Below are 21,490 nucleotides of genomic sequence, written 5' to 3'. Positions count from 1 at the left end.
AAGCGTTGCCGCGGCCAGAAAGGATGAGCCGTTATCGCGTTATGCCGGCCGCTTATTTGGGTGCGGGCGGCCCGCGCCACACACTGCGGCGCCTTGCCCTACCATCGGCTGGTCTGCCCGCCGACGCCCACGACACCCTGATGACTCTGCTGCCCCTGTCACACCTGGATCGGCTCGAGGCCGAAAGCATCCACATCCTGCGCGAGGTCGCCGCCGAATTCCGGGCCCCGGTGATGCTGTATTCGGTGGGCAAGGACAGCTCGGTGCTGCTGCATCTGCTGCTCAAGGCGTTCGCGCCGTCGCCGCCACCGATCCCGCTGCTGCATGTGGACACGCGCTGGAAGTTCGGCGAGATGATCGCCTTCCGCGACCGCCGCGCGGCCGAGACCGGCGTGGACCTGCGCGTGCACATCAACCCCGACGGCATCGCCCAGGACGTCGGCCCGATCAGCCACGGCGCGGCAGTGCATACCGACATCATGAAGACCCAGGGCCTGAAGCAGGCGCTGGAGCGGGGCGGCTTCGACGCGGCGATCGGCGGGGCACGCCGCGACGAGGAGAAATCGCGCGCCAAGGAGCGCGTGTTCTCGTTCCGCAACGCGCGTCATCGCTGGGACCCCAAGAACCAGCGCCCGGAGTTGTGGAATCTGTACAACGCGCGCACCAAACCCGGCGAAAGCGTACGCGTGTTTCCGCTGTCCAACTGGACCGAGCTGGATATCTGGCTGTACATCTACCGCGAACGGATACCGGTGGTGCCGCTGTATTTCGCCGCGCCGCGCCCGGTGGTGGAGCGCGACGGCGCCTGGATCATGGTCGACGACGACCGCCTGCCGCTGCACGACGGCGAGACACCGCAACTGCGCTCGGTGCGCTTCCGCACGCTGGGCTGCTATCCGCTGACCGGTGCGATCGAATCGACCGCAGACACGTTGGAAGCGGTGATCGCCGAAATGCTGGTCAGCACCAGCTCCGAACGCCAGGGCCGCATGATCGATCATGCGCCAGGTGCGTCGATGGAGCAGAAGAAGCTTGAGGGGTATTTTTGATGGGCAGGGAATCGGGATTCGGGATTGGGGATTCGCAACAGCAGTTTGCTGCAGACGTTACGACGGAGGAGGGCGCCTTCGCGATTCCCGATTCCCCACTCCCGATTCCCGGCGCGATCAGCGCCTACCTGCATCAACACGAAGCCAAGCCGCTGCTGCGCTTCATCACCTGCGGCAGCGTGGACGATGGCAAGAGCACCTTGATCGGGCGCCTGCTGTACGACAGCAAGCGCCTGTTCGACGATCAGCTTGCCGCGCTGGAAAGCGATAGCCGGCGGCATGGCACGCAGGGCGAGGGTATCGACTATGCGTTGTTGATGGATGGGCTGGCCGCCGAGCGTGAGCAGGGCATCACCATCGATGTGGCGTACCGCTACTTCGATACCGACCAGCGCAAGTTCATCGTCGCCGACTGCCCCGGCCATGAGCAGTACACGCGCAACATGGCCACCGGCGCATCCACTGCCGATGTCGCGGTGGTGCTGGTGGATGCGCGCAAGGGCTTGTTGGCGCAGACGCGCCGGCACAGTTACATCGTGTCGTTGCTGGGCATCGGCCACGTGGTGCTGGCGGTCAACAAGATGGACCTGGTGGACTACGACGCGCAGGTCTTCGCCGACATCGCCGAGGGCTATCGCGTGCTGGCCGCACAGCTGGGCATCGCCGATGTGCAGTGCATTCCGCTGTCGGCTCTGGCTGGCGAAAATCTGTCCAGCCCATCGACGCGGATGCCGTGGTACCGCGGCCCGCATCTGCTGCAGCATCTCGACACCGTGCACGTGGAGACGCCGGAAGCCGGCAGCGGCTTCCGCTTGCCGGTGCAGTGGGTCAATCGCCCCCATCAGCACTTCCGTGGCTACGCCGGCACCATCGCGGCCGGGCAGGTGCGGGTGGGCGATGCAGTGGTGGTGGTACCGTCCGGGCGCCGCACGCAGGTGGCATCCGTACTGGATGCCAACGGCGAGGTGGACAGCGCACGCGCCGGCCAGGCAGTCACGCTGACCTTGCGCGACGAGATCGATATCAGCCGCGGCGACATCATTGCCGCCGTCGACGACCCGCCGGAAGTGGCCGACCAGTTCGCCGCGCATCTGCTGTGGATGGACGATGCCGCCTTGCTGCCGGGGCGCCCGTACTGGCTCAAGATCGGCACGCGCACGGTCACCGCGAGCATCAGCGAGATCAAGCACAAGGTCGATGTGAACACGCAGGAGCGGCTGGCCGCCAAGCGGCTGGAGCTCAATGAGGTGGGCTACTGCAATCTGGCGCTGGATGAGCCGATTGCGTTCTCGCCGTACGCGCGCAACCGCGTGCTGGGTGGCTTCATCCTGATCGACCGGCAGAGCAATGCCACCGTGGCCGCCGGCACGCTGGAGTTTGCGCTACGCCGCGCAGGCAACGTGCACTGGCAGCATCTGGACGTGGACCGCGCCGCGCGCGCGCGCATCAAGGGCCAGACCCCGCGCGTGCTTTGGTTCACCGGCTTGTCGGGCGCGGGCAAGTCCACGGTCGCCAACCTGGTCGACAAGCGCCTGCATGCGCTGGGCTATCACACCTTCATCCTGGACGGCGACAACGTGCGCCACGGGCTCAACCGCGATCTGGGCTTCACCGACGAAGACCGCGTGGAAAACATCCGCCGCGTGGCCGAGGTGGCGCGGCTGATGGCCGATGCCGGCCTGATCGTACTGGTGAGCTTCATCTCGCCGTTCCGCGCCGAGCGGCAACTGGCGCGCGAGCGCTTCGATGCCGGGGAGTTCGTCGAGGTGTTCGTGGACGTGCCGCTGGCGGTCGCCGAGGCGCGCGATGTGAAGGGGCTGTACCGCAAGGCGCGGGCCGGGCAGATTCCCAATTTCACCGGCATCGATTCGCCCTACGAGGCCCCGGAGGCGCCGGAGGTCCATCTTCACGCCGATGGTGAGAACGTAGAGGCGCTGGCGCGTCATGTGCTCGAGTTTCTCGGGCTGGAACGCTGAGCGGGGCTGACAGGACATAGCGGCAGGCGTCAGGTGGGTGTGTGCAACGCGAAGCCGCCATGCATGAATGCGTACATGCAGCGGCCGAGCGGTGGCCGCGTCCGTCCGGCAGCCACGCCGCCGTGTCGGTGGCTGCGCTGACCAGCGCATCGCGCCGACGACAGCAAGGGTCTTTGGTCATGGTGCAAAGCACGCCCTTTCTGTCAACTCCATGGCGGCTAGGTCGTTAAACTTTCGACGTACCCCGCCAGGATGTTCTGATGCTTGTTCGACCCAGCGCGCGTTTCGGCGCAGCGCTCTTGTTGGCCGTCGCGCTGGCCGGTTGTAGCCGTGAGGCCGCCGCGCCGGCCGCCGCCAAACCCATCCCGGTCTCTGTGCAGGCGGTGACCACCCAGCCCTGGAACTCGACCGTGCAGTCGATCGCCACCGTGCGTGCGCGCGAATCGGTGGCGCTGACCGCGGCGGTAAGCGATGTGGTGGAGCAGGTCAATTTCGACAGCGGCGACGAGGTCAAGGCCGGGCAGCTGCTGCTGCGGCTGCGCGGCAATTCGCAGCAGGCGGCACTGACGGCCGCCCAGGCCACCTTCGAGGAAACCGACCAGCTGTACCGGCGCCAGTTGAGTCTGGTTGGTCAGCAACTGGTGGCCAAATCCACCGTCGATACGCAACGCGCGCTGCGCGATGCGGCGCAGGCGCGCGTGCAGCAGATGCGCGCGGAAATCACCGACCGCGAGGTGCGCGCGCCGTTCTCCGGTGTGCTCGGCATCCGCCAGATCAGCCCGGGCTCGTTGATCACCTCCAGCACGGTGATCGCCACGCTGGACGATGTGGCGCGCATGTACGTGGACTTCCAGGTACCGGAGTCGCAGTTCGGCCTGGTGCAGCTCGGCAATACCGTCAATGGCACCGCGGCGGCGTATCCGGGCGAGCAGTTCGAAGGCGTGGTGGCGGCGATCGATTCGCGCATCGACGAGACCACCCGTTCGGTGACGGTGCGGGCGGACTTCCCCAACGGCGATCGTCGCCTGCGCCCGGGCATGTTGCTGGATGTGCGCCTGTTCCAGCCGGCGCGGCAGGCGTTGGTGATCCCGGAGATTGCGGTGGTGCAGGTGGGGCGCGAGTCCTACGTGTTCCGGGTCAAGCCCGACAGCAGCGTGGAGCGCGCCGACGTGCGCCTGGGCGAGCGCCGCGACGGCAAGGTGGAAATTCTCGACGGGGTCAAGGCCGGTGAGCGCATCGTGGTGGACGGCACCGGCAAGCTGCGTCCGGGCCTGAAGGTGGTCGATCAGGCCGCGCCTGCGCCGGTAGCGGCGCGCCCGCAGGCAGCACGATGAAACTCTCCGACCTGTCCATTACCCGCCCGGTGATGGCGGTGGTGATGAGCCTGCTGCTGATCGTGCTGGGGGTGATGTCGTTCACCCGGCTGACCTTGCGCGAGTTGCCGGCGATCGACCCGCCGATCGTGTCGGTGGACGTGGAATACACCGGCGCTTCGGCGGCGGTGGTGGAAAGCCGCATCACCCAGGTGCTGGAAGACGCGCTGGCCGGCATCGAAGGCATCGAGACCATCGAGGCGCGCAGCCGCAATGGCTCTTCCGATATCAGTATCGAATTCGTGCAGTCGCGCGATGTGGAAGCTGCCGCCAACGACGTGCGCGATGCGGTCAGCCGCGTCTCCGACCGCATGCCCGACCAGGCGCGCCCGCCGGAGATTTCCAAGGTCGAGGCCGACGCCGATCCCATCCTGTGGCTCAACATGAGCTCCAGCACGATGGATACGCTGCAGCTGTCCGACTACGCCGAGCGCTACGTGGTGGACCGCTTCTCCAGCCTGGACGGCGTGGCGCAGGTGCGTATCGGCGGGCGCCAGCGCTATGCGATGCGGATCTGGCTGGACCGCGATCAACTGGCCGCGCGCGAACTGACCGTGGCCGATGTGGAAGCGGCGCTGCAGAACGAGAACGTGGAACTGCCGGCCGGCAGCATCGAATCGGCGCAGCGCGATTTCACCTTGCGCGTGGAGCGCAGTTATCTCAAGCCCGAGGATTTTGCCAAGCTGCCGCTCAGCAAGGGCGAGGGCGGCTATGTGGTGCGCCTGGGCGACGTGGCCAGGGTCGAGCTGACCTCGGCCGAGCGCCGCGCCTACTTCCAGAGCAACGGCGTGCCCAATGTGGGCCTGGGCATCGTGCGCAACTCCACCGCCAACGCATTGGATGTTGCACGCGAGGCGCGCGCGCAGGCCGAGGAAGTACAGAAATCGCTGCCGCAGGGCACCAATATCTTCGTTGCCTTCGACACCACGACCTTCATCGATGCAGCGGTGGAGCGCGTGTATCACACGCTGATCGAAGCGGTGGTGCTGGTGCTGGTGGTGATCTGGGTGTTTCTGGGCAGCGCACGCGCGGCGCTGATTCCTGCGGTGACGGTGCCGGTGTGCCTGATCGCTGCGTTCATCGCGCTGTACGCGTTCGATTTTTCGATCAACTTGCTGACCTTGCTTGCGCTGGTGCTGTGTATCGGCCTGGTGGTGGACGATGCCATCGTGGTGGTGGAGAACATCCAGCGCCGCATCGATCTGGGCGAGCCGCCACTGGTGGCGGCCAAGCGCGGCACCGGCCAGGTCGCCTTCGCGGTGATCGCCACCACCGCGGTGCTGGTGGCGGTGTTCCTGCCGGTGGGCTTTCTGGAAGGCAATACCGGGCGCCTGTTCCGCGAGCTGGCGGTGGCATTGGCCGCGGCGGTGGCGATCTCGGCCTTCGTGGCGCTGACGCTGACGCCGATGATGTCGTCCAAGCTGTTGCGCTCGCACGGGCAGGCCAGGCCCAACCGCTTCCATCGCTGGTTCGATGGCCGCATGCAGGCGGTGTCCGGTGCGTACGGGCGCTCGCTGGAGCGGCATGTGCATCGCACCTGGATCTTTGCGCTGCTGATGCTGTTGGCACTGGGCGCCAGCGCGTGGTTGATGGGCCGGATCCCCTCCGAGCTGGCGCCGGCCGAAGACCGCGGCAACTTCCAGATCATGATCGACGGGCCCGAAGGCGCCGGTTTCGATTACACCGTGGGGCAGATGCATCAGGTCGAGGCGATCCTTGGCCCTTACGTAGGCCCGGACAAGCCCATCGTGCGGGCCAACCCGCGCGTGCCCGGCGGCTTCGGCAGCAGCGAGGAAATGCATACAGGCCGGGTCAGCGTGTTTCTGCAGGACTGGGAAAAACGCACGCGCCCGACCACCGAGGTGGCCGACGAACTGCAGCAGAAGCTCAATGTGCTCAGCGGCGTGCGCGCACGCACGCAGGTGAGCGGCGGCCTGGTGCGCAGCCGTGGCCAGCCGTTCCAGCTGGTGCTGGGCGGGCCGGATTATGCGGAGATCGCACAGTGGCGCGATCGCATCCTGCAGCGCATGGAAGCCAATCCCGGCCTGGTCGGCCCGGACTCGGACTACAAGGAAACCCGCCCGCAGATGCGCGTCAACATCGACCGCCTGCGTGCGGCCGATCTGGGCGTGCCGGTCACCGCGATCGGTGGCGCGCTGGAGGCGATGATGGGCTCGCGCCGTGTGACCACGTTCGTGGACAACGGCGAGGAATACGACGTGATGCTGCAGGCCGGCCGCGAAGGCCGCATGGCGCCGGAAGACCTCACCGCTATTCGCGTGCGTTCCACGCGTGGCGAGCTGATTCCGCTGTCCAACCTGGTCACGCTCAGCGAAGTGGCCGAAGCCGGCACCCTGAATCGCTTCAACCGCCTGCGTGCGATCACCATCAGTGCCGGCCTGGCGCCGGGCTACCCGCTCGGCGAGGCGATCGCCTGGGCGCAGCAAACCGCACGCGAGGAATTGCCCGAGTATGCGCAGGTGGACTGGAAGGGCGAGTCGCGCGAATACCAGCAGTCCGGCAGCGCGGTGCTGCTGACCTTCGGCATGGCCTTGCTGGTGGTGTATCTGGTGCTGGCCGCGCAGTTCGAAAGCTTCGCCCATCCGCTGGTGATCATGCTCACGGTGCCGTTGGCGGTGCTGGGCGCGCTGGTCGGGTTGTGGGTCACCGGCGGCACGCTCAACCTGTTCAGTCAGATCGGCATCGTGATGCTGGTGGGGCTGGCGGCCAAGAACGGCATCCTGATCGTGGAGTTCGCCAATCAGTTGCGCGACGAAGGCCGCAGCGTGCATGAGGCGATCGTGGAATCGGCATCGGTGCGCCTGCGTCCGATCCTGATGACCTCGATCGCCACCGTGGTCGGCGCGATTCCGCTGGTGGTGGCCGGCGGGCCCGGCTCGGCCAGCCGCGCCACGATCGGTGTGGTGGTGATCTTCGGCGTGTCGCTGTCCACCCTGCTGTCGCTGTACGTGGTGCCGGCGTTCTACAGCCTGATTGCGCCATTCACCAAGTCGCCCGAAGCGGTGGCGCGCGAGCTGGAAACCCTGGAGGCGCAGACGCCGTCGGTAGGCGGTCACGCCTGAGTGATACCGGCAGCGGCATGCTGCTGCCGGTGGTCGACGACGCGGGGATGCTGCGGCATCGGCGTTGATCGCGGCGTTTGCATTTGGCTGCATCGCAAACAAAACCCAAACATCGGGGCGCAGGCTGTGTCCATTGAACGTGTCAGCGCCAGGCAGCGTCATCGATGCGGTGACGCTGCGCAGCCCGGTGTCTTCTTGCCGGGAGCGTCTTCGCCACCGCCGGCAGCACTGCCGCGTGATCGAACCGGACGCCGCAATCCAGCCCAGGAGTGCATGCGATGCAGACGCTGTCTTTCGTCAATGACGACCCATCCACGCTGCGGTTTGCGCAGGAGCAGGCTGCGCAGATGCCGTGCCCGCATTGCGGTGCATCGCGCGCTGGCGATGTCGCTGCGCTCTCGGCACGCGCTGCGACACCGGGCATAGGGCAACCGCCCGACGCCACTGCGGTAGCGTCCGGGCAGCCGGCCACGCATCGGCAACGCTCGGTCGAACCAGCACGCCGCATCGCGCCACTGCAGTGCCCGATCCTGCGCGCAGCCCTGCTCAGCAGTATTGCGCTGGTGCTGCTGGTGGTGGACATGTTCGTGCTGTGGCCGCTGCCGTAATGCGCGCTGGCGGGCGGCTGCGCCGAGGCGGGCGGGGCGTCTGCGCCCCACGCATTGGCCACGCAATGACTAAGGTCACATGACAGTCATGGCCTGCTGTGGTCGACTTCGGCGGTTACCCTGCCCGGAATCGCCAATGCGTCGTCTTGCCTGCCTGCTTGCTCCCTCCCTTCTTGCGCTGTGCTGCGGCACCGCGCTGGCGCAGTCCTCCGGCGAGCCGGTGCCCAATGGCCGCCTGCCGACCTGGGCGGTGCCCGAGCGCTACAGCCTGTCGTTCAAGATCGATCCGGACCAGAGCGAGTTCAGCGGCCGCACCAGCATCCGCGTGCAGCTCAAGCAGGCTTCCGATCACCTCTGGCTGCACGGCAAGGAACTGAAGGTCAGCAAGGTCACGGTCAAGCCGGTCAAGGGCAAGGCGCTGACCGCACGCTACGTGCAAGCCGACGCGCAGGCCGGTGTGGTACGCCTGGATTTCGGCCGCACGCTGCAGCCGCAGACGCTCACCGTGGACATCGTCTACAGCGCGCCGCTCAATCAGCAGCTGCAGGGCCTGTATCAGGTGAAGTACCAGGGCCAGGCCTATGCGATGACGCAGATGGAGCCGATCAGCGCGCGTTACGCGTTCCCCGGTTTCGACGAACCCGCATTCAAGACCCCGTTCGACCTCAGCCTGACCGTGCCCACCGACGACCAGGCGCTGGCCAACACCATCGCCACCTCGAGCAAGCCGGCCGGCAAGGGCTGGAAGACGGTGACCTTCGCCCCGACCGTGCCGCTGCCGACCTATCTGGTCGCCTACGCCGCCGGCCCCTGGGATGTGGTGGACGTGCCGGCCATGCCGGCCACCCCGCAGCGCCCCAACCCGACCCCGTTGCGCGGCATCGCCGCCAAGGGCCAGGGCCCGCGTATCACCCCGGCGCTGGACCAGACCCCGGCAATCATCGCCGCGCTGGAGGACTATTACGCCTTCGGCTATCCGTTCGACAAGCTCGATCTGGTCGCCGCCCCGGACTTCAGCGCCGGTGCAATGGAAAACCCCGGGTTCGTCACCTTCCGCGACTGGCTGCTGTTGCTGGACAAGGACTCGCCGGCCGAGAACGTGCAGCGCTCCTTCAACACCAATGCGCATGAGCTGGCCCACCAGTGGACCGGCGATGCCGTCACCATGGAATGGTGGGACGACCTGTGGTTGAACGAAGCGTTCGCCACCTGGATGCAGCAGAAGATCACCATGCAGCTGCACCCGGAATACCGCGCCAATCTGGACCGCATCGGCGGCGCGCAGCATGCGATGGACAACGACAGCCTGGTCAGCGCGCGCAAGATCCGCCAGCCGATCACCGGCAACGGCGATATCGAGACCGCCTTCGACGGCATCACCTACCAGAAGGGTGCGGCTGTGCTGGCGATGTTCGAGGCTTTCGTCGGCGAAGACGTGTTCCGCCAAGGCATGCGCGCCTACATCGCCAAGCACAAGTTCGGCAGCGCCACCGCCGACGATCTGGTCGATGCGATCGCTGATGCCGCCGGCAAGGGTGAGGAGTTCAAGGCCGCCTTCCGCAGCTTCCTCAATCAGCCGGGCGTGCCGTATCTGCAGACCCAGCTCGCCCGCGAAGGCGGCAAGACCGTGGTCAAGCTGCAGCAGCAACGCTATCTTCCGCTGGGTTCCACCGGCTCCACCGCGCAGCAATGGGGCGTGCCGGTGTGCGTCAAGTACGGCAAGGGCAAGAACCAGGTCGGCACCGCCTGCCAGATGCTCGCAGACGGCAGCGGCAACATCGTGCTGGACGGCGCCGGCAAGAACACCTGGGTGTTCCCGAACGCGCGTGGCGCCGGCTACTACCGTTTCAGCCTGCCCAAGAAGCAGCTGGCTAAACTGGGCAAGCAAGTCGGCCAACTCGACGACAACGAACAGCTGGCCTATGCCGATGCGATCGATGCGGCCTACCGCCACGGCGATACCGACGGCGATGCCGTGCTGGCAGCGCTCAAGCAGTTGGCGCCGTCCGAATCGGCCGATGTGTCCACGGCGCTGCTGAACCGCTTCGTGTGGATCTGGCGCTACCAGGCTACCAGCCAGGCCCAGCGCGACGTACTGCGCAAGGCGGCCGAACAGGCGTATCTGCCGCGTCTGCGTCAGCTGGGTTACACGCGGCGTAGCGGCGAGTCGATCGACGACACCAGCCTGCGTTCGGCGCTGGCCGGGCTGTTCGCGCTGCGCCTGCAGAACGCGGAGGTGCGCAAGGCACTGCTGGCGCAGGGCGATGCGGTCCTGGCCGGCGGCAATGGTGCGCTGGACTTCTCCAAAGCCAATCCGGATCTGCTCGGCACCGCACTGGCAGTGACCGCGCAGGAGCGCGGCGCACCGGTAGTGCAGAGCCTGATCGATGCATTGCGCATGCATGCCGACCCGGCGCAGCGCAACGCCATGATCGCCGCCCTGGGCACGCTGCAGGACCCGGCGCTGCTCAAGCAGGTGCGTGATTTCGCGCTGACCGATGCGATCAAGGTGGGCGAGATGAAGAGCCTGCTGATGCGCGGTCACAGTTACGAGGCCTCGCATGCGTCGATGTGGCCGTGGTTCACCGCCAACTTCGACCGTATCGTGCAGCGCAGTGGTTCGTTCGACGGCGGCGGATTGCCGGCGCTGGGCGCGTCCGGCGGTTGCAGCGTGGAAGAAGCCGACCGCCTGGATGCGTTCTTCAAGCCGCGCCTGGCCACGCTCAGCGGCGCCGACCGCGGCATGGCGCAGACCGGCGAGACCATCCGCCTGTGCGCCGCGCTCAAGCAGGCGCAAACCACCAAGCGCTGAGCCGCGGCCTGCGGCCCGGGTGCGCGGTATCGGCAGTGGCGATACCGCGCACATCGCATCAGGAGCGGCTACAGGCAACTGCACGTTCCGCCAGTCGGGCGCGGCGGGACCATCCGGCATCGGCCAGGGTGCTGCTGCGCAATGGCTTCGTCGAAGAAGGCTGCAGCCGCTGCGCGATCATGCGGCCGGATGGGCTGCACGATTTGCGCGTGTTCGCGCGGGTGGAGTTGCCGGCCGATCTGGACTGATCCCGGCCACGTGCGCTGGCGAACGCGTGGGCCAGGCGCATTTGCACGCGGCCGGTTGGCGCAGATCCGTCACCGGCATCGGCACCGATCCCGCGTGTCCTGCATAGCGTCAACGTCAACCTGAGTCCCTGTGTTGCAGGGCCTCGAAGCTGCGCTTCGGCTACCTCGTATACGGCTCGTTGCGCCAGTGGCTTACCATCGTCGCCAATGCGTCTGCACCGCTGGCTATGCCGGCCTGCAGGATGACGAACACCGCTGGTGGCGGAAGGGGCGATTCGGTCCCCGCAGCGCCGGCAAGTAACACGAACCCTGGATACGACGATGACACAGCATGATGGACGGGGCGGACGACCGCCGCGCGATGGCGGCAGCTCCGGCGCCTCGCACAATCCCTGGGGCCGCGCCGCGCCGCGCACACCGGCAGCGCGCTCGCCGGCACAGCACGCGCCAACGGCGTACACGCCTGCTGCTGCGCAGTCCGCGGCTTCGTCGTCCGGCGGCAACGCGCGCGAGCTGCGGCTGTACGGCATCAACGCAGTGCAGGCCGTGTTCAAGGCGCGCCCGGAGGCGGTACGCAAGCTGTATCTGAGCGAGGCGCGCATTCCGCAGTTCAAGGCCTTGCTGGCCTGGTGCGTGGCCCAGCGCATCGGTTACCGCGTGGTCGAGGAAGCCGATCTCAGCAAGCTCGCCGCCAGCACCCACCACGAGGGCGTGGTGGCCGATGTGCTGCGCGTCGCCCCGCAGCCGTTGCAGGACTGGCTGGCTGCGTTGCCGCAGGGGCCGGTGCTGGCGCTGTGGCTGGATGGCGTGGGCAACCCGCACAACTTCGGCGCGATTTTGCGCTCGTCCGCGCACTTCGGGGTGGCCGGCCTGCTGCTGCCTGCCGGCTCCACGCTGGGTCTGTCCGGCGCAGCCGCGCGCGTGGCCGAAGGTGGCGCCGAAGCGGTGCCGCTGGTGCAACTGCCCGACACCGCAACGGCGATGGCGCAGCTGCGTCAGGCCGGTTTCGCAGTGGCGGCCACGCTGGTGGAGGGCGGCCAGGACGTGTTCGCCGCCGCGCTGCCGCAACGGCTGGTGTATGTGATGGGCGCGGAGAGCGAGGGCATGGACCGCCAGTTCGCGCGCGATTGCGACCTGCAGTTGTCGATCCGCGGCAGCGGCAAGGTCGAAAGCCTCAACGTGGCCTCGGCCACCGCCGTGTTCCAGGCCGCCTGGCGTGCCCGCGCGTTGGGTGGGGAGTCGTGATGCGCCTGGGTGCCGGTCTGCTTGCCGCCGCTTGTGCGTTGAGTGTCAGCGCGCATGCTGCAGCGGCCTCCACGCCTGCCGCACCGCCGCAGGTGCGCACCGATCACGGCCTGGTGCGCGGGCAGTGGCAGGACGACGGCAGTGCGGTGTTTCGCGCGATTCCGTTTGCCGCGCCGCCGCTGGGCGCGCTGCGTTGGCAGCCGCCGCAACCGGCCGCCGCCTGGTCGGACGTGCGCGATGCCACCCAGGCCGCCACCCCGTGCGTGCAACCGGCACTGGGATGGAACGACGCCATGGCCAGGCGCGGTACGGAAGATTGCCTTTACGTCGAGGTGCAGACGCCAACGCTGCAGCCGTCCAAGCCGCTGCCGGTGTTCGTCTGGATCCACGGCGGCGCCAATGTGGCCGGCGGCGCCGATGGTCATCTGCCGACCAACCTGGTCGCACAGGACATGCTGGTGGTGACGCTGCAGTACCGGCTCGGTGCGCTCGGCTTCCTGTCGCTGCCGGAATTGCGCGATGGCGACCATCAAGCCGCCGGCAACTACGCCTTGCTCGATCAGATCGCCGCGCTGCAGTGGGTGCGCGACAACATTGCGCAGTTCGGTGGCGACCCTGCGCGGGTCACCATCGCCGGGCAGTCGGCCGGTGGCCAGGATGTGGGCTTGCTGATGCTCAGCCCGCTGGCACGCGGCCTGTTTTCGGCGGCGATCGAGCAGAGCGGCACCGCCGGGTTCGGATTGCCGGCGCGTTCGCTGGAGGACAATCGCGCGCTGGGTGTGGAGATCGCCAAGCGTGCAGGTATCGACGACCCCGTCACGCGTCTGGCGCAGCTGCGCGCGCTGCCGGTGGAGCAGCTGATCAAGGCCGGGCAGGGTGTTGACGTGCCGGCATTGGATGACGATGGCTACATCTGGCTGCAAGCCGTCGTTGATGGGCGCGTGCTGCCGCGTGCGCCGGCCGCGTTGCTGGCCGAGGGCGCGCAGGCCAGGGTGCCGCTGTTGATCGGCTATGTGGTGCAGGAGCTGGAATACGGCGGCAAACAGGGTGCACAGGCGCGGCTGCGTCGCGACTATCCGGCGCAGGCCGATGCCGTGCTGCAGGCGCAGCGCACGCATGCGGCGCAGCGTGCCGCACGGCAGGGCGACGCAGCGATGCAGCTGTCCACCGATCTGACCTTCCGTTGCCCGGCAGTGACCGTGGCCCAGCATCAGGCCGCGCTTGGCGTGCCGGTGTGGCATTACGTGTTCGATACCGCCGCACCGGGCGGGCAGGTCACGCATAGCGCCGAGTTGCCGTTCTTGTTCAAGGATCTGCCGATCGGCCAGCCGCCGGTAAGTCTGCAGCGCTATTGGGCCGCGTTCGTGCAGCGTGGCAATCCCAACACCAAGGGCTTGCTGGCCTGGCCTGCATTTGCGCCCAAGCATGCGGTATTGCAGTTCGATACCAATGGCGTGCGCCAGCTCAAGGACGCGCGCCCGGCGGTGTGCGCAGGCGTGGACTTGCCGTAATCGATCGCGCGTACCGCCACGGTACGCGCGATTGACTCAATGCAACTCAATTAACTCAGCGTGCGCAGCCCGGCCCGCCGAAGTAGAAGCCGCCGTTCTGCATTTCCGGCGACAGGCTGGTGCGGGTGACCCCTGCGCCCAGTGCGTACGGATAGGTGTAACCGGCCATCGCCAGCGTGTAGCAGGACGGCTGCTCCACATTCAAGCTCGACAGGCGCTGCGCGGGATGGGTGGCCATCGCCGCATCGCGATAGAAGTGGTTGGCCTGGAAGGCGGCCTGGCGATAGCCTGCGTTGGCAAATCGGCCACTGCCCATCGGTGCGCTGGGGCGACCATCCCAGGTCGAAATTTCGCCGCCCGCAGAGATGAAGATGTTCGCGCTGCCCTCGGCAATATCGCCCGCGTAAAGCTCGGATTTGTAGTAGCCGATCCATTCGCCATTCAAACCGAACCACCAGTAGCCGTCGGCATTGCGCTGGAACTCCACATGCAGCATTGCCTGCTTGCCGCCTGCGGTGCTGAAGCCACCGGCCGGTGCTGCACCAAGCACGTTGGCAGTGCTGGTCTGCACGAAGTCGGCGCAATCCAGGTTGTGGCAACCGGTGGTGATGTAGCCATCCTGGGTGGAGTAGATAAACAGGATCGGCCGCGTGCCCCAACCGGCCCCGGGCTGTGTCTGCCAACCGGCTTCCAGAGTCTGGATCACGCCCTGGCGGGTGTAACCACCCAGCCAGATCTGGCTGATCGATTGCCCATCGTTGGCGGTGACGGTCGGCACCCAGGTGTTGAGATCGGCGCCGGCACCGGTCACCGGCGAGCCGGCGGTGTCCAGGTAGATGGTGGAGTAGTAATGCACCACCGATGCCGCCTCCTGCGCCGCCGGCGCGGCATCTGCCTGCCTGGGCGCAATCACGCTAGGGGTGGTGCCACGCAGAAAGCTGCGCAGATCCGCATGCTTGCTGATCTCGGCCAGGCTGATGCGTTCTAGCGGCACGCTGCCTGTGTCGCACCGTTGCACCGTATCGATCGGCATGACGGTGTCGATGTTGCCTGAGGTGGCGGGCGGCGCCGCGGGAGCGCTGCCATCGCGCAGTGCCGGCTGCTGCTCACGCGGAATGCAGTCGAACACCTTGCCGTCCTGATGCACGCTGCGCAGCACCGTCAGGCCGTTGTAACGGTTGAACACATAGCGCTGCATTTCGGCGAACGCGCTGGGGTCGCTGACCTTGGCCGTGGCACCACGCGTGGCGTAACCGAGCTGCGCCTGTGCATCCAGGAACTCCTTGAAGTCGCGCGTGACCTGCGGAAATGCACGCGATGCCGGCAGCGAAGTACGCAGCGTATCGCGCCGCACGGCTGCGATGCTTGCGGTGGCAGGTGTTCGTAGCAGCGGTGGCATCAGTGTGTCGATGCTGCGGTCGCTGCTGGCCGAGATCGATGGCGGTAGCAGCGTGGCGGCGCCAACGGCGGGAGCCAGTGCACAAACGCAGAGCGCAGCAACGGCGCGGCCGATCGACATCGGCCGATGAGAACGGAAGATCATGTGTTTTCCCCTGGCGCCGGAACGGAACTGCCTGCACGCGGCGCACAATGCAGGACAGCGCCTTCAGTCTGCAGTGGCATCCGGGCTTGGCTAGCCGGCGCATGCCTGCGTTGAAGGCGTGCGCATCCTAACTGCCTAAAAAACAAATGGATCGGCAGACACGCATTGCGTGATATCAGGCACACCGCAAGCGCAATGCGCTAAGCGGATGCCGTGCCGATGGTCATGCACACCCTTGCGTACGGCGCGTTGCCGATGCGCAAAGGTGTGCACGGTCACCTCACCATAAGCATGGCTGTTCTTACTTTTTTTGCAGTCGCACGGCGGCGCCGCCGTTTGCAGCCAATGGCAGCTGTAAGCTGTCGTTGGAGGTGAGCTTGCGCGTGTCGATACGCACCTCCGTCGGGGCCTCGCCGTCGGCGTAGATGGTGGCGGTCCAGCTGCCCTTGCCCAGGAATGCCAGCGGCAAGGTCAGCGTGCGTGCCTGCTCGTTGGTCATCGCGCCCACGTACCAGTCCTTGCCGCTACGCCGCGCCAGCGCGATGTGTTCGCCGATCGCGCCATCGAGTGCGCGTGTCTCATCCCAGCTCGCCGGCACATCGCGCAGGAACTGCGCTGCCGGAACGTTTTCGTATTGTTCCGGGCTGTCGGCAACCACCGCGAACGGGCTTTCGTAGACCACATACATCGCCAGTTGCTGCGCACGCGTGGTCATCACCTGCGGCGCGATGTGCTGCATCTTGAACTCGGCCGGGCGCACATTGCGGAAGCCACCCGGTGTGTAATCCATCGGCCCGAGCAACATGCGCGTAAACGGCAGCGTGAGGTTGTGGGTGGCGGTGATGCGCGTGGTCCACTTGTTGTACTCGGCGCCAAGCACGCCTTCCTGCGTGAGGTAGTTGGGATAGGTGCGGGTCAGACCGGTCGGGTGATAGGCGCCATGCAGATCCACCAGCAGTTTGTGCTCGGCGGCCTTGGCTAGCAGGCGGTGATAGAAATCCACCATCTGCTGATCATCGCGGTCCATGAAGTCGACCTTGATGCCCTTGATGCCGAGTTGCTGATACCAGGCGAGTGCTTCGTCCATGTGCGCATCCAGCGCGCGCCAATGCGCCCATAGCCACAGCCCGACATCGCGCTGCCGTGCGTAGGCCACCAGGCCCGTCAGGTCGAGCTGCTCCACCGGCCGGCGGATATCGGCATCGACGTTGTACTGGCCATCGCCGGTGCTGCCGAAATACCAGCCATCGTCGATCAGCATGTATTGCAGTTTCAATTGCTGCGCGTGATCGATGTAGCGCTCAATCGTGGCGGTATTCATGCCCGGCTGTGCCACGCCGCTGGCCAGTGAGCCGGACCACCAATCCCATGCCGATTTGCCCGCGCGCACCCAGCTCGCATCGAAGGCCGGCGGCGGGTTGAGTGCGGAAATCAGATTGGATTCGATCAGGCTGGCCGGGCTGTCACCCAGCATGATCACCCGCCAAGGCGTGGCGAAATCACGGCCCTTGGCATCAAAGCTGACGGCCAGCTTGGGGTCGTCCAGGCGTGGCGATAATTTCGCCGACACGCCCAGACTGCCATCCTCGCGGCCGGTGAGATACAGGCCGGCATAATCGCGCAGGTTCGCCTCGGCAATCGCCAGCGTGGTGCCGCTGGCATCGGTCTGGCACACCAGCGGCACCTCGAGCAGATTGTGCGGGCGCAATCTGGATGCGGCGATCGCATCGTATTCGCCCTCATGGCTGGTGCCGAAGCGGCCCAGGTTCAAGCTCCAGCATGCGTAATCGCTGGGGAATGCAAAGCTGGTGAGCTCATTGCGAATCCGCACCTCACCGGCGTCGGGCAGCACATAACGCAGCGCAACGCCGTCGTCGTAGGCGCGCAATTCCACCGTCAGGCGTCGCTGTTTGGGGTCCGACAACTGCACGCGCAATTGACGATAGTGATCGCGTGCCTGACGCGTCTTGCCCACGGGCAGGGCGAAGCGGCTGTCATGCGTTTCGGTGGTTTTGCCCTGCAACGTCATCGCCTTGCCGAGCGTGTCGGCGCGGCCCAGATCCAGTCCGAGCGGAGCGTCGTCGAGCACGACTTTGTTGCGATACAGCACGCGATAGGTCGGCACGCCGCCCTCGCGCAGCGTGAATTCCACCTGCGTACGTGCGTCGGGAGACTGCACCTGCAAACGCTGCGCAGCTGCAGGCAGCGCGATCGAATACAGCAGCGCGCACGCCGCCGGTAATGCGGACTGGATCAGGTTTCGCATGGGTCCCTCCTCCTGGGAGCGCCAACCCTAACGCAGAACGGTTGTCGTCGATATCCACCTGGGGTAACGTTACCTCGCACCATGGCCGCTGAAACAGGGGCGGCAGCCACGGGCGGCATCACGACAGATGCAACGACAAGGCGACCACGCGTCGCCTTGGCGGTTGCGTCCAGGTGGTGTGCACCGTTGCTTGGCAGTAGAGCTTGGGAGAGGCCTCTAATGCTGATGGTTCGCAAGGCGTTCCGCCGTGGAGCGCTGTGGTTGTTGTGTGCTTGCATCGCCTGGACTGCAGTGGAGGCTGCACCCGCCGATGCCGATCTGCCCGGTCCCTACGACGTGCGCGTGCTCGCGGGCGGTCTCGGGCTGAGCAAGAAGCTCGCCGCCGGAACGCCGTTGCTGGCCGCCGATGCGGATTGGAGCGTATCCGCCTGGGTGCGGCCCTCCAGCGGAACCACCGGCCCGGCATTGATCGCTGGGCTCGGTGATCCGCAGGCGGCTGGCCGTTTCTTCGTCATCGACAACGGCATGCTGGGCTTTGCCCAAGGCGCCGAGCATGTGCTGCGCAGCAAGCAGCCGCTGCGCGCCGGTGTCTGGACGCAGGTTGCCGCGATCGCGCAGGGTACGCGCCTGAGCCTGTATGCCAATGGCCGCCAGGTGGCCAGCGGCAACGTGCAGCAAACTGCGGTCGCGCCCACGCTGGTGTTCGGCCCGCGCCAGCAACCGGCGGCGTATACGCAGCACTTCGGCGGCGAGATCGCAGGCTTCACCGCACAGGCCGGTGCGCTGGATGCGGCAGCCATCGTACGGCTTGCCGGACAGGCGCCGGATCCCGCGCTGCAGCGCTTCGAAGACGCATCGCCTGGCTGGCGCGTGCAGGTCAAGCAGATGGCAGGGCAACTCGCGCCGCAAGCGGCGGCGACCCTGCCGCGCAGTGCGGCGCCCTTCCCGGCGCCGGTCGCCAGGCCGGTGTCGGAGGTGCCTGCGCTGCAGCCGCTGGATGCCGCCGCATGGCGGATCGGTGCATGGCAACTCGCTGCGGCACCAGAGCTCGGTCAGGCCAGCGGTGCGACGCTGTCGCGCAGCGATTACGCCGCCGGCAAGAGCCGCTGGCGCGCCGCGACCGTGCCGGGCACGGTACTCACCACGCTGGTCGATCGTGGCGTGTATCCGGATCCGGATATCGGCCTCAACAACATGGCGATTCCCGAATCGCTGAGCCGGCAGGACTGGTGGTACCGCAGCAGTTTCGATGTGCCTGCAGCACTGCAAGGCAAGCGATTGGAACTGCTGTTCAACGGCATCAATTACGCCGGCGAGATCTGGGTCAATGGCACCCAAGTCGGGCGCACCCGCGGCGCATTCGCACGCGGTCGCTTCGATGTCAGCAAGCAGCTCAAGCCGGGCAGGAACGTCGTCGCGGTGCGGGTGTCGCCACCACCGCATCCCGGCATCGCGCACGAACAGTCGATGACGGCCGGTGTCGGCGAAAATGGCGGCATGCAGGCGCTGGACGGGCCGACCTTCATCGCCAGCGAAGGCTGGGACTGGATTCCGGCGGTGCGCGATCGCAATGCCGGCCTGTGGCAGGACGTGCAGCTGCATGCCACAGGTCCGCTGGCGCTGGGCGACACCCAGGTGGTCACTGCACGGCTGGCACCCGACCACCGCCGTGCAGAACTCGAAATCAACGTGCCATTGCGCAACGACACTGCCGCAGCAGTGCAGGGCACGGTGCAGTTGGCCTTCGGCGATGTACGCATCCAGCGCGACGTCACGGTGCCGGCCGGTGGCAGCACACTCAAGCTCACCGCTGCCGATACGCCGCAGCTGGTCATCGCCAATCCGCGCTTGTGGTGGCCCAACGGCTATGGCGAGCCGGCGCTGTACACCTTGCAGGCCAGCGTCGAAGTGGCCGGTACGCCGTCGGACGCGCAGCAGCTGCGCTTCGGCATTCGTCAGGTGACCTACGAACTGTCGTTGTTCGACGACGATGGCGCGCTGCGCCGCGTACTGGTCGATCTCAATCAGGCCCGGCAACGCGGCGAGCGCATCGTCGACGTGCGGCATGCAGCGATCCGGCCCGTACCCGGCGGTAATGCGCAATCCCTGTATCCCGGCGCCTTGTCCTCGCCGGCGGTGCAGCAGCTCGACGACAACAGCCTGGCTCCGCATCTGGCGCTACGTATCAATGGTGTGCGTATTGCGGTGAAGGGCGGCAACTGGGGCATGGACGACTGGCGCAAGCGGGTCTCGCGCGAGCGGCTGGAGCCGTACTTCCGTCTGCAGCGCGATGCGCATTTCAATGTGGTGCGCAACTGGGTGGGGCAGAACACCGAAGCCAGCTTCTTCGAGCTGGCCGACGAATACGGCATGCTGGTGCTCAACGACTTCTGGCAGTCCACCCAGAACTACAACATGGAGCCGGCCGACGCGGCGCTGTTCCTGGACAACGCCGCCGAGGTGATCAAGCGCTTCCGCAATCATCCTTCCATCGTGCTGTGGTTCGGGCGCAACGAAGGTGTGCCGGCGCCGATCCTCAACGAAGGCCTGGACCAGCTGGTGGCCGAACTCGATGGCACGCGCTGGTATACCGGCAGTTCCAACGAGATCAATCTGCAGGGCAGCGGCCCGTACAACTACCGCGAGCCGGTGGCGTACTTCAACAAGCTGGCGCAGGGCTTTTCGGTGGAGGTGGGCACGCCCTCGTTCTCCACCCTGGAGTCGTTCCAGGCATCGGTACCTGCGGTGCAGGACCAGTGGCCGATCGGCGATGCCTGGGCGTATCACGACTGGCACCAGTCCGGTAACGGCGACACCGCCAGCTTCATGCGCTCGCTGACCGACAAGCTCGGCGCGCCGACCAGCCTGGCCGACTTCGAACGCAAGGCGCAGTTGCTCAACTACGACACCCACCGCGCCATCTTCGAAGGCTTCAACGCGCAGCTGTGGAGCAAGAACAGCGGGCGGCTGCTATGGATGAGCCATCCGGCCTGGCCCAGCAACATGTGGCAGATCTACAGCCACGACTACGACACCCACGCGGCCTACTACGGTGTGCGCAATGCGGCAGAGATGCTGCATGTGCAGATGAACCTGCCCGGCCACGAGGTGGTGGTGGTCAACAATGCGGCCGAGCCGGTGAGCGGCCTGCGCGTGCGCGCAGAAGTCTATGCCGCCGACGGAAAGTTGCTGCAGCAGCGCGAGCAAGCGCTGGAGGCCGCGGCGGTTGCGGTGTCGGCACCGGTGCTGCAACTGGCACCGTTGCTCAAGGATACCAATGGCCTGGGCTTTGTGCGGCTGCAATTGCTCGATCGCGATGCGGTTGTGCGTTCGCGCAATTTCTACTGGGTGGCGCGCGATGCGGCGGCCATGCGCGGTCTGGATGCGCTGGCGGCAGTGCCGGTGCAGCTCAGCACGCAGCTGCAGGAGGGCGCCGAACCGGTGCTGCGCGCCAGCGTGCGCAATGCCTCGCAGCAGGTGGCGCTCAACACCAAGCTGACCCTGGTGGATGCGCAAGGCCAGCGCATCCTGCCGGCGTACTACAGCGACAACTACCTCAGCCTGGTGCCGGGCGAGCAGCGCGAGATCGAGATCCGTGGCCCGTCCGCGGCGAGCTTGCGCAATGCCACGCTGCAGGTGCGCGGCTGGAATGTCGAACCATCAACAGGCGTTGCCAACGGGCCTCCGTAGCGGCGCCAGCACGTTGCCGCGCCGTGCCCGCGCACGGCGTTCGCACTGACGCGCCGATTGCGCGTCAGCCAATACCGCATTGCCGT

11 protein-coding genes and 1 pseudogene are annotated in these 21,490 nt (G+C 66.7%); 10 read left to right on the top strand and 2 right to left on the bottom strand.

Going from position 1 to position 21,490, the window contains the following annotated elements; all coding sequences use genetic code 11:
- The first annotated feature begins 140 nt into the window (after nt 1-140).
- The 9 genes and pseudogenes from cysD to AC1PLA_RS16180 all read left to right on the top strand — a co-directional run bounded on the left by cysD (nt 141) and on the right by AC1PLA_RS16180 (nt 13,905).
- A complete protein-coding gene (gene cysD, locus AC1PLA_RS16220) occupies nt 141-1,049 on the top strand; it encodes a sulfate adenylyltransferase subunit CysD (RefSeq protein ID WP_349779514.1) in 909 nt (302 codons plus the stop codon).
- The gene (cysN, locus tag AC1PLA_RS16215; RefSeq protein WP_481104931.1) at nt 1,049-3,025 is read left to right on the top strand and encodes a sulfate adenylyltransferase subunit CysN; all 1,977 of its coding nucleotides are present in this window, start codon (nt 1,049-1,051) and stop codon (nt 3,023-3,025) included. The genes cysD and cysN overlap by 1 nt, the downstream gene beginning before the upstream one ends.
- Before the next feature lie 260 nt (nt 3,026-3,285).
- Complete coding sequence (locus AC1PLA_RS16210) at nt 3,286-4,359, top strand: efflux RND transporter periplasmic adaptor subunit (RefSeq protein ID WP_349779516.1); 1,074 nt, start codon at nt 3,286-3,288, stop codon at nt 4,357-4,359.
- A complete protein-coding gene (locus AC1PLA_RS16205; protein WP_024940307.1) occupies nt 4,356-7,481 on the top strand; it encodes an efflux RND transporter permease subunit in 3,126 nt (1,041 codons plus the stop codon). The genes AC1PLA_RS16210 and AC1PLA_RS16205 overlap by 4 nt, the downstream gene beginning before the upstream one ends.
- A 278-nt stretch (nt 7,482-7,759) precedes the next feature.
- Nucleotides 7,760-8,089: a hypothetical protein gene (locus tag AC1PLA_RS16200; protein WP_481104930.1), complete on the top strand. Its 330-nt coding sequence runs from the start codon at nt 7,760-7,762 to the stop codon at nt 8,087-8,089.
- Between the two features lie 136 nt (nt 8,090-8,225).
- The gene (locus tag AC1PLA_RS16195; RefSeq protein WP_481104929.1) at nt 8,226-10,901 is read left to right on the top strand and encodes a M1 family metallopeptidase; all 2,676 of its coding nucleotides are present in this window, start codon (nt 8,226-8,228) and stop codon (nt 10,899-10,901) included.
- A gap of 65 nt (nt 10,902-10,966) precedes the next feature.
- A pseudogene (locus AC1PLA_RS16190) lies at nt 10,967-11,149 on the top strand (GNAT family N-acetyltransferase); the annotation flags it as partial.
- Nucleotides 11,150-11,470: 321 nt separating this feature from the next.
- Nucleotides 11,471-12,394, top strand: a complete 924-nt coding sequence (locus tag AC1PLA_RS16185; protein ID WP_481104928.1) for a TrmH family RNA methyltransferase — start codon at nt 11,471-11,473, stop codon at nt 12,392-12,394.
- Nucleotides 12,394-13,905 carry a carboxylesterase/lipase family protein gene (locus AC1PLA_RS16180; RefSeq protein ID WP_481104927.1) on the top strand — a complete coding sequence of 504 codons (1,512 nt, stop codon included), beginning with the start codon at nt 12,394-12,396 and terminating at the stop codon, nt 13,903-13,905. The genes AC1PLA_RS16185 and AC1PLA_RS16180 overlap by 1 nt, the downstream gene beginning before the upstream one ends.
- 55 nt (nt 13,906-13,960) lie before the next feature.
- Here the strand turns inward: AC1PLA_RS16180 and AC1PLA_RS16175 are convergent, their stop codons facing one another.
- Together AC1PLA_RS16175 and AC1PLA_RS16170 are read right to left on the bottom strand one after the other, a co-directional pair.
- Nucleotides 13,961-15,448, bottom strand: coding sequence for a neprosin family prolyl endopeptidase (locus tag AC1PLA_RS16175; RefSeq protein ID WP_481104926.1), 1,488 nt, complete (start codon nt 15,446-15,448; stop codon nt 13,961-13,963).
- Between the two features lie 301 nt (nt 15,449-15,749).
- Nucleotides 15,750-17,714 carry a glycoside hydrolase family 97 protein gene (locus tag AC1PLA_RS16170; RefSeq protein ID WP_481104925.1) on the bottom strand — a complete coding sequence of 655 codons (1,965 nt, stop codon included), beginning with the start codon at nt 17,712-17,714 and terminating at the stop codon, nt 15,750-15,752.
- 219 nt (nt 17,715-17,933) lie between these two features.
- On the opposite strand from AC1PLA_RS16170, the gene AC1PLA_RS16165 reads away from it, so the two are divergent.
- Nucleotides 17,934-21,404, top strand: coding sequence for a glycosyl hydrolase 2 galactose-binding domain-containing protein (locus AC1PLA_RS16165; RefSeq protein ID WP_481104924.1), 3,471 nt, complete (start codon nt 17,934-17,936; stop codon nt 21,402-21,404).
- The last annotated feature ends 86 nt before the right edge of the window (nt 21,405-21,490 follow it).

The sequence above is a fragment of the Xanthomonas sp. NCPPB 1826 genome (assembly GCF_056725285.1).
This window is presented reverse-complemented; position numbering and strand designations above follow the sequence as displayed.

Bases quoted from the DNA above. Each gene is read 5' to 3' on its own strand.
- cysD (WP_349779514.1), top strand. From the start codon at position 141: ATGACTCTGCTGCCCCTGTCACACCTGGATCGGCTCGAGGCCGAAAGC.
- cysN (WP_481104931.1), top strand. From the start codon at position 1,049: ATGGGCAGGGAATCGGGATTCGGGATTGGGGATTCGCAACAGCAGTTT.
- AC1PLA_RS16210 (WP_349779516.1), top strand. From the start codon at position 3,286: ATGCTTGTTCGACCCAGCGCGCGTTTCGGCGCAGCGCTCTTGTTGGCC.
- AC1PLA_RS16205 (WP_024940307.1), top strand. From the start codon at position 4,356: ATGAAACTCTCCGACCTGTCCATTACCCGCCCGGTGATGGCGGTGGTG.
- AC1PLA_RS16200 (WP_481104930.1), top strand. From the start codon at position 7,760: ATGCAGACGCTGTCTTTCGTCAATGACGACCCATCCACGCTGCGGTTT.
- AC1PLA_RS16195 (WP_481104929.1), top strand. From the start codon at position 8,226: ATGCGTCGTCTTGCCTGCCTGCTTGCTCCCTCCCTTCTTGCGCTGTGC.
- AC1PLA_RS16185 (WP_481104928.1), top strand. From the start codon at position 11,471: ATGACACAGCATGATGGACGGGGCGGACGACCGCCGCGCGATGGCGGC.
- AC1PLA_RS16180 (WP_481104927.1), top strand. From the start codon at position 12,394: ATGCGCCTGGGTGCCGGTCTGCTTGCCGCCGCTTGTGCGTTGAGTGTC.
- AC1PLA_RS16175 (WP_481104926.1), bottom strand. From the start codon at position 15,448: ATGATCTTCCGTTCTCATCGGCCGATGTCGATCGGCCGCGCCGTTGCT.
- AC1PLA_RS16170 (WP_481104925.1), bottom strand. From the start codon at position 17,714: ATGCGAAACCTGATCCAGTCCGCATTACCGGCGGCGTGCGCGCTGCTG.
- AC1PLA_RS16165 (WP_481104924.1), top strand. From the start codon at position 17,934: ATGCTGATGGTTCGCAAGGCGTTCCGCCGTGGAGCGCTGTGGTTGTTG.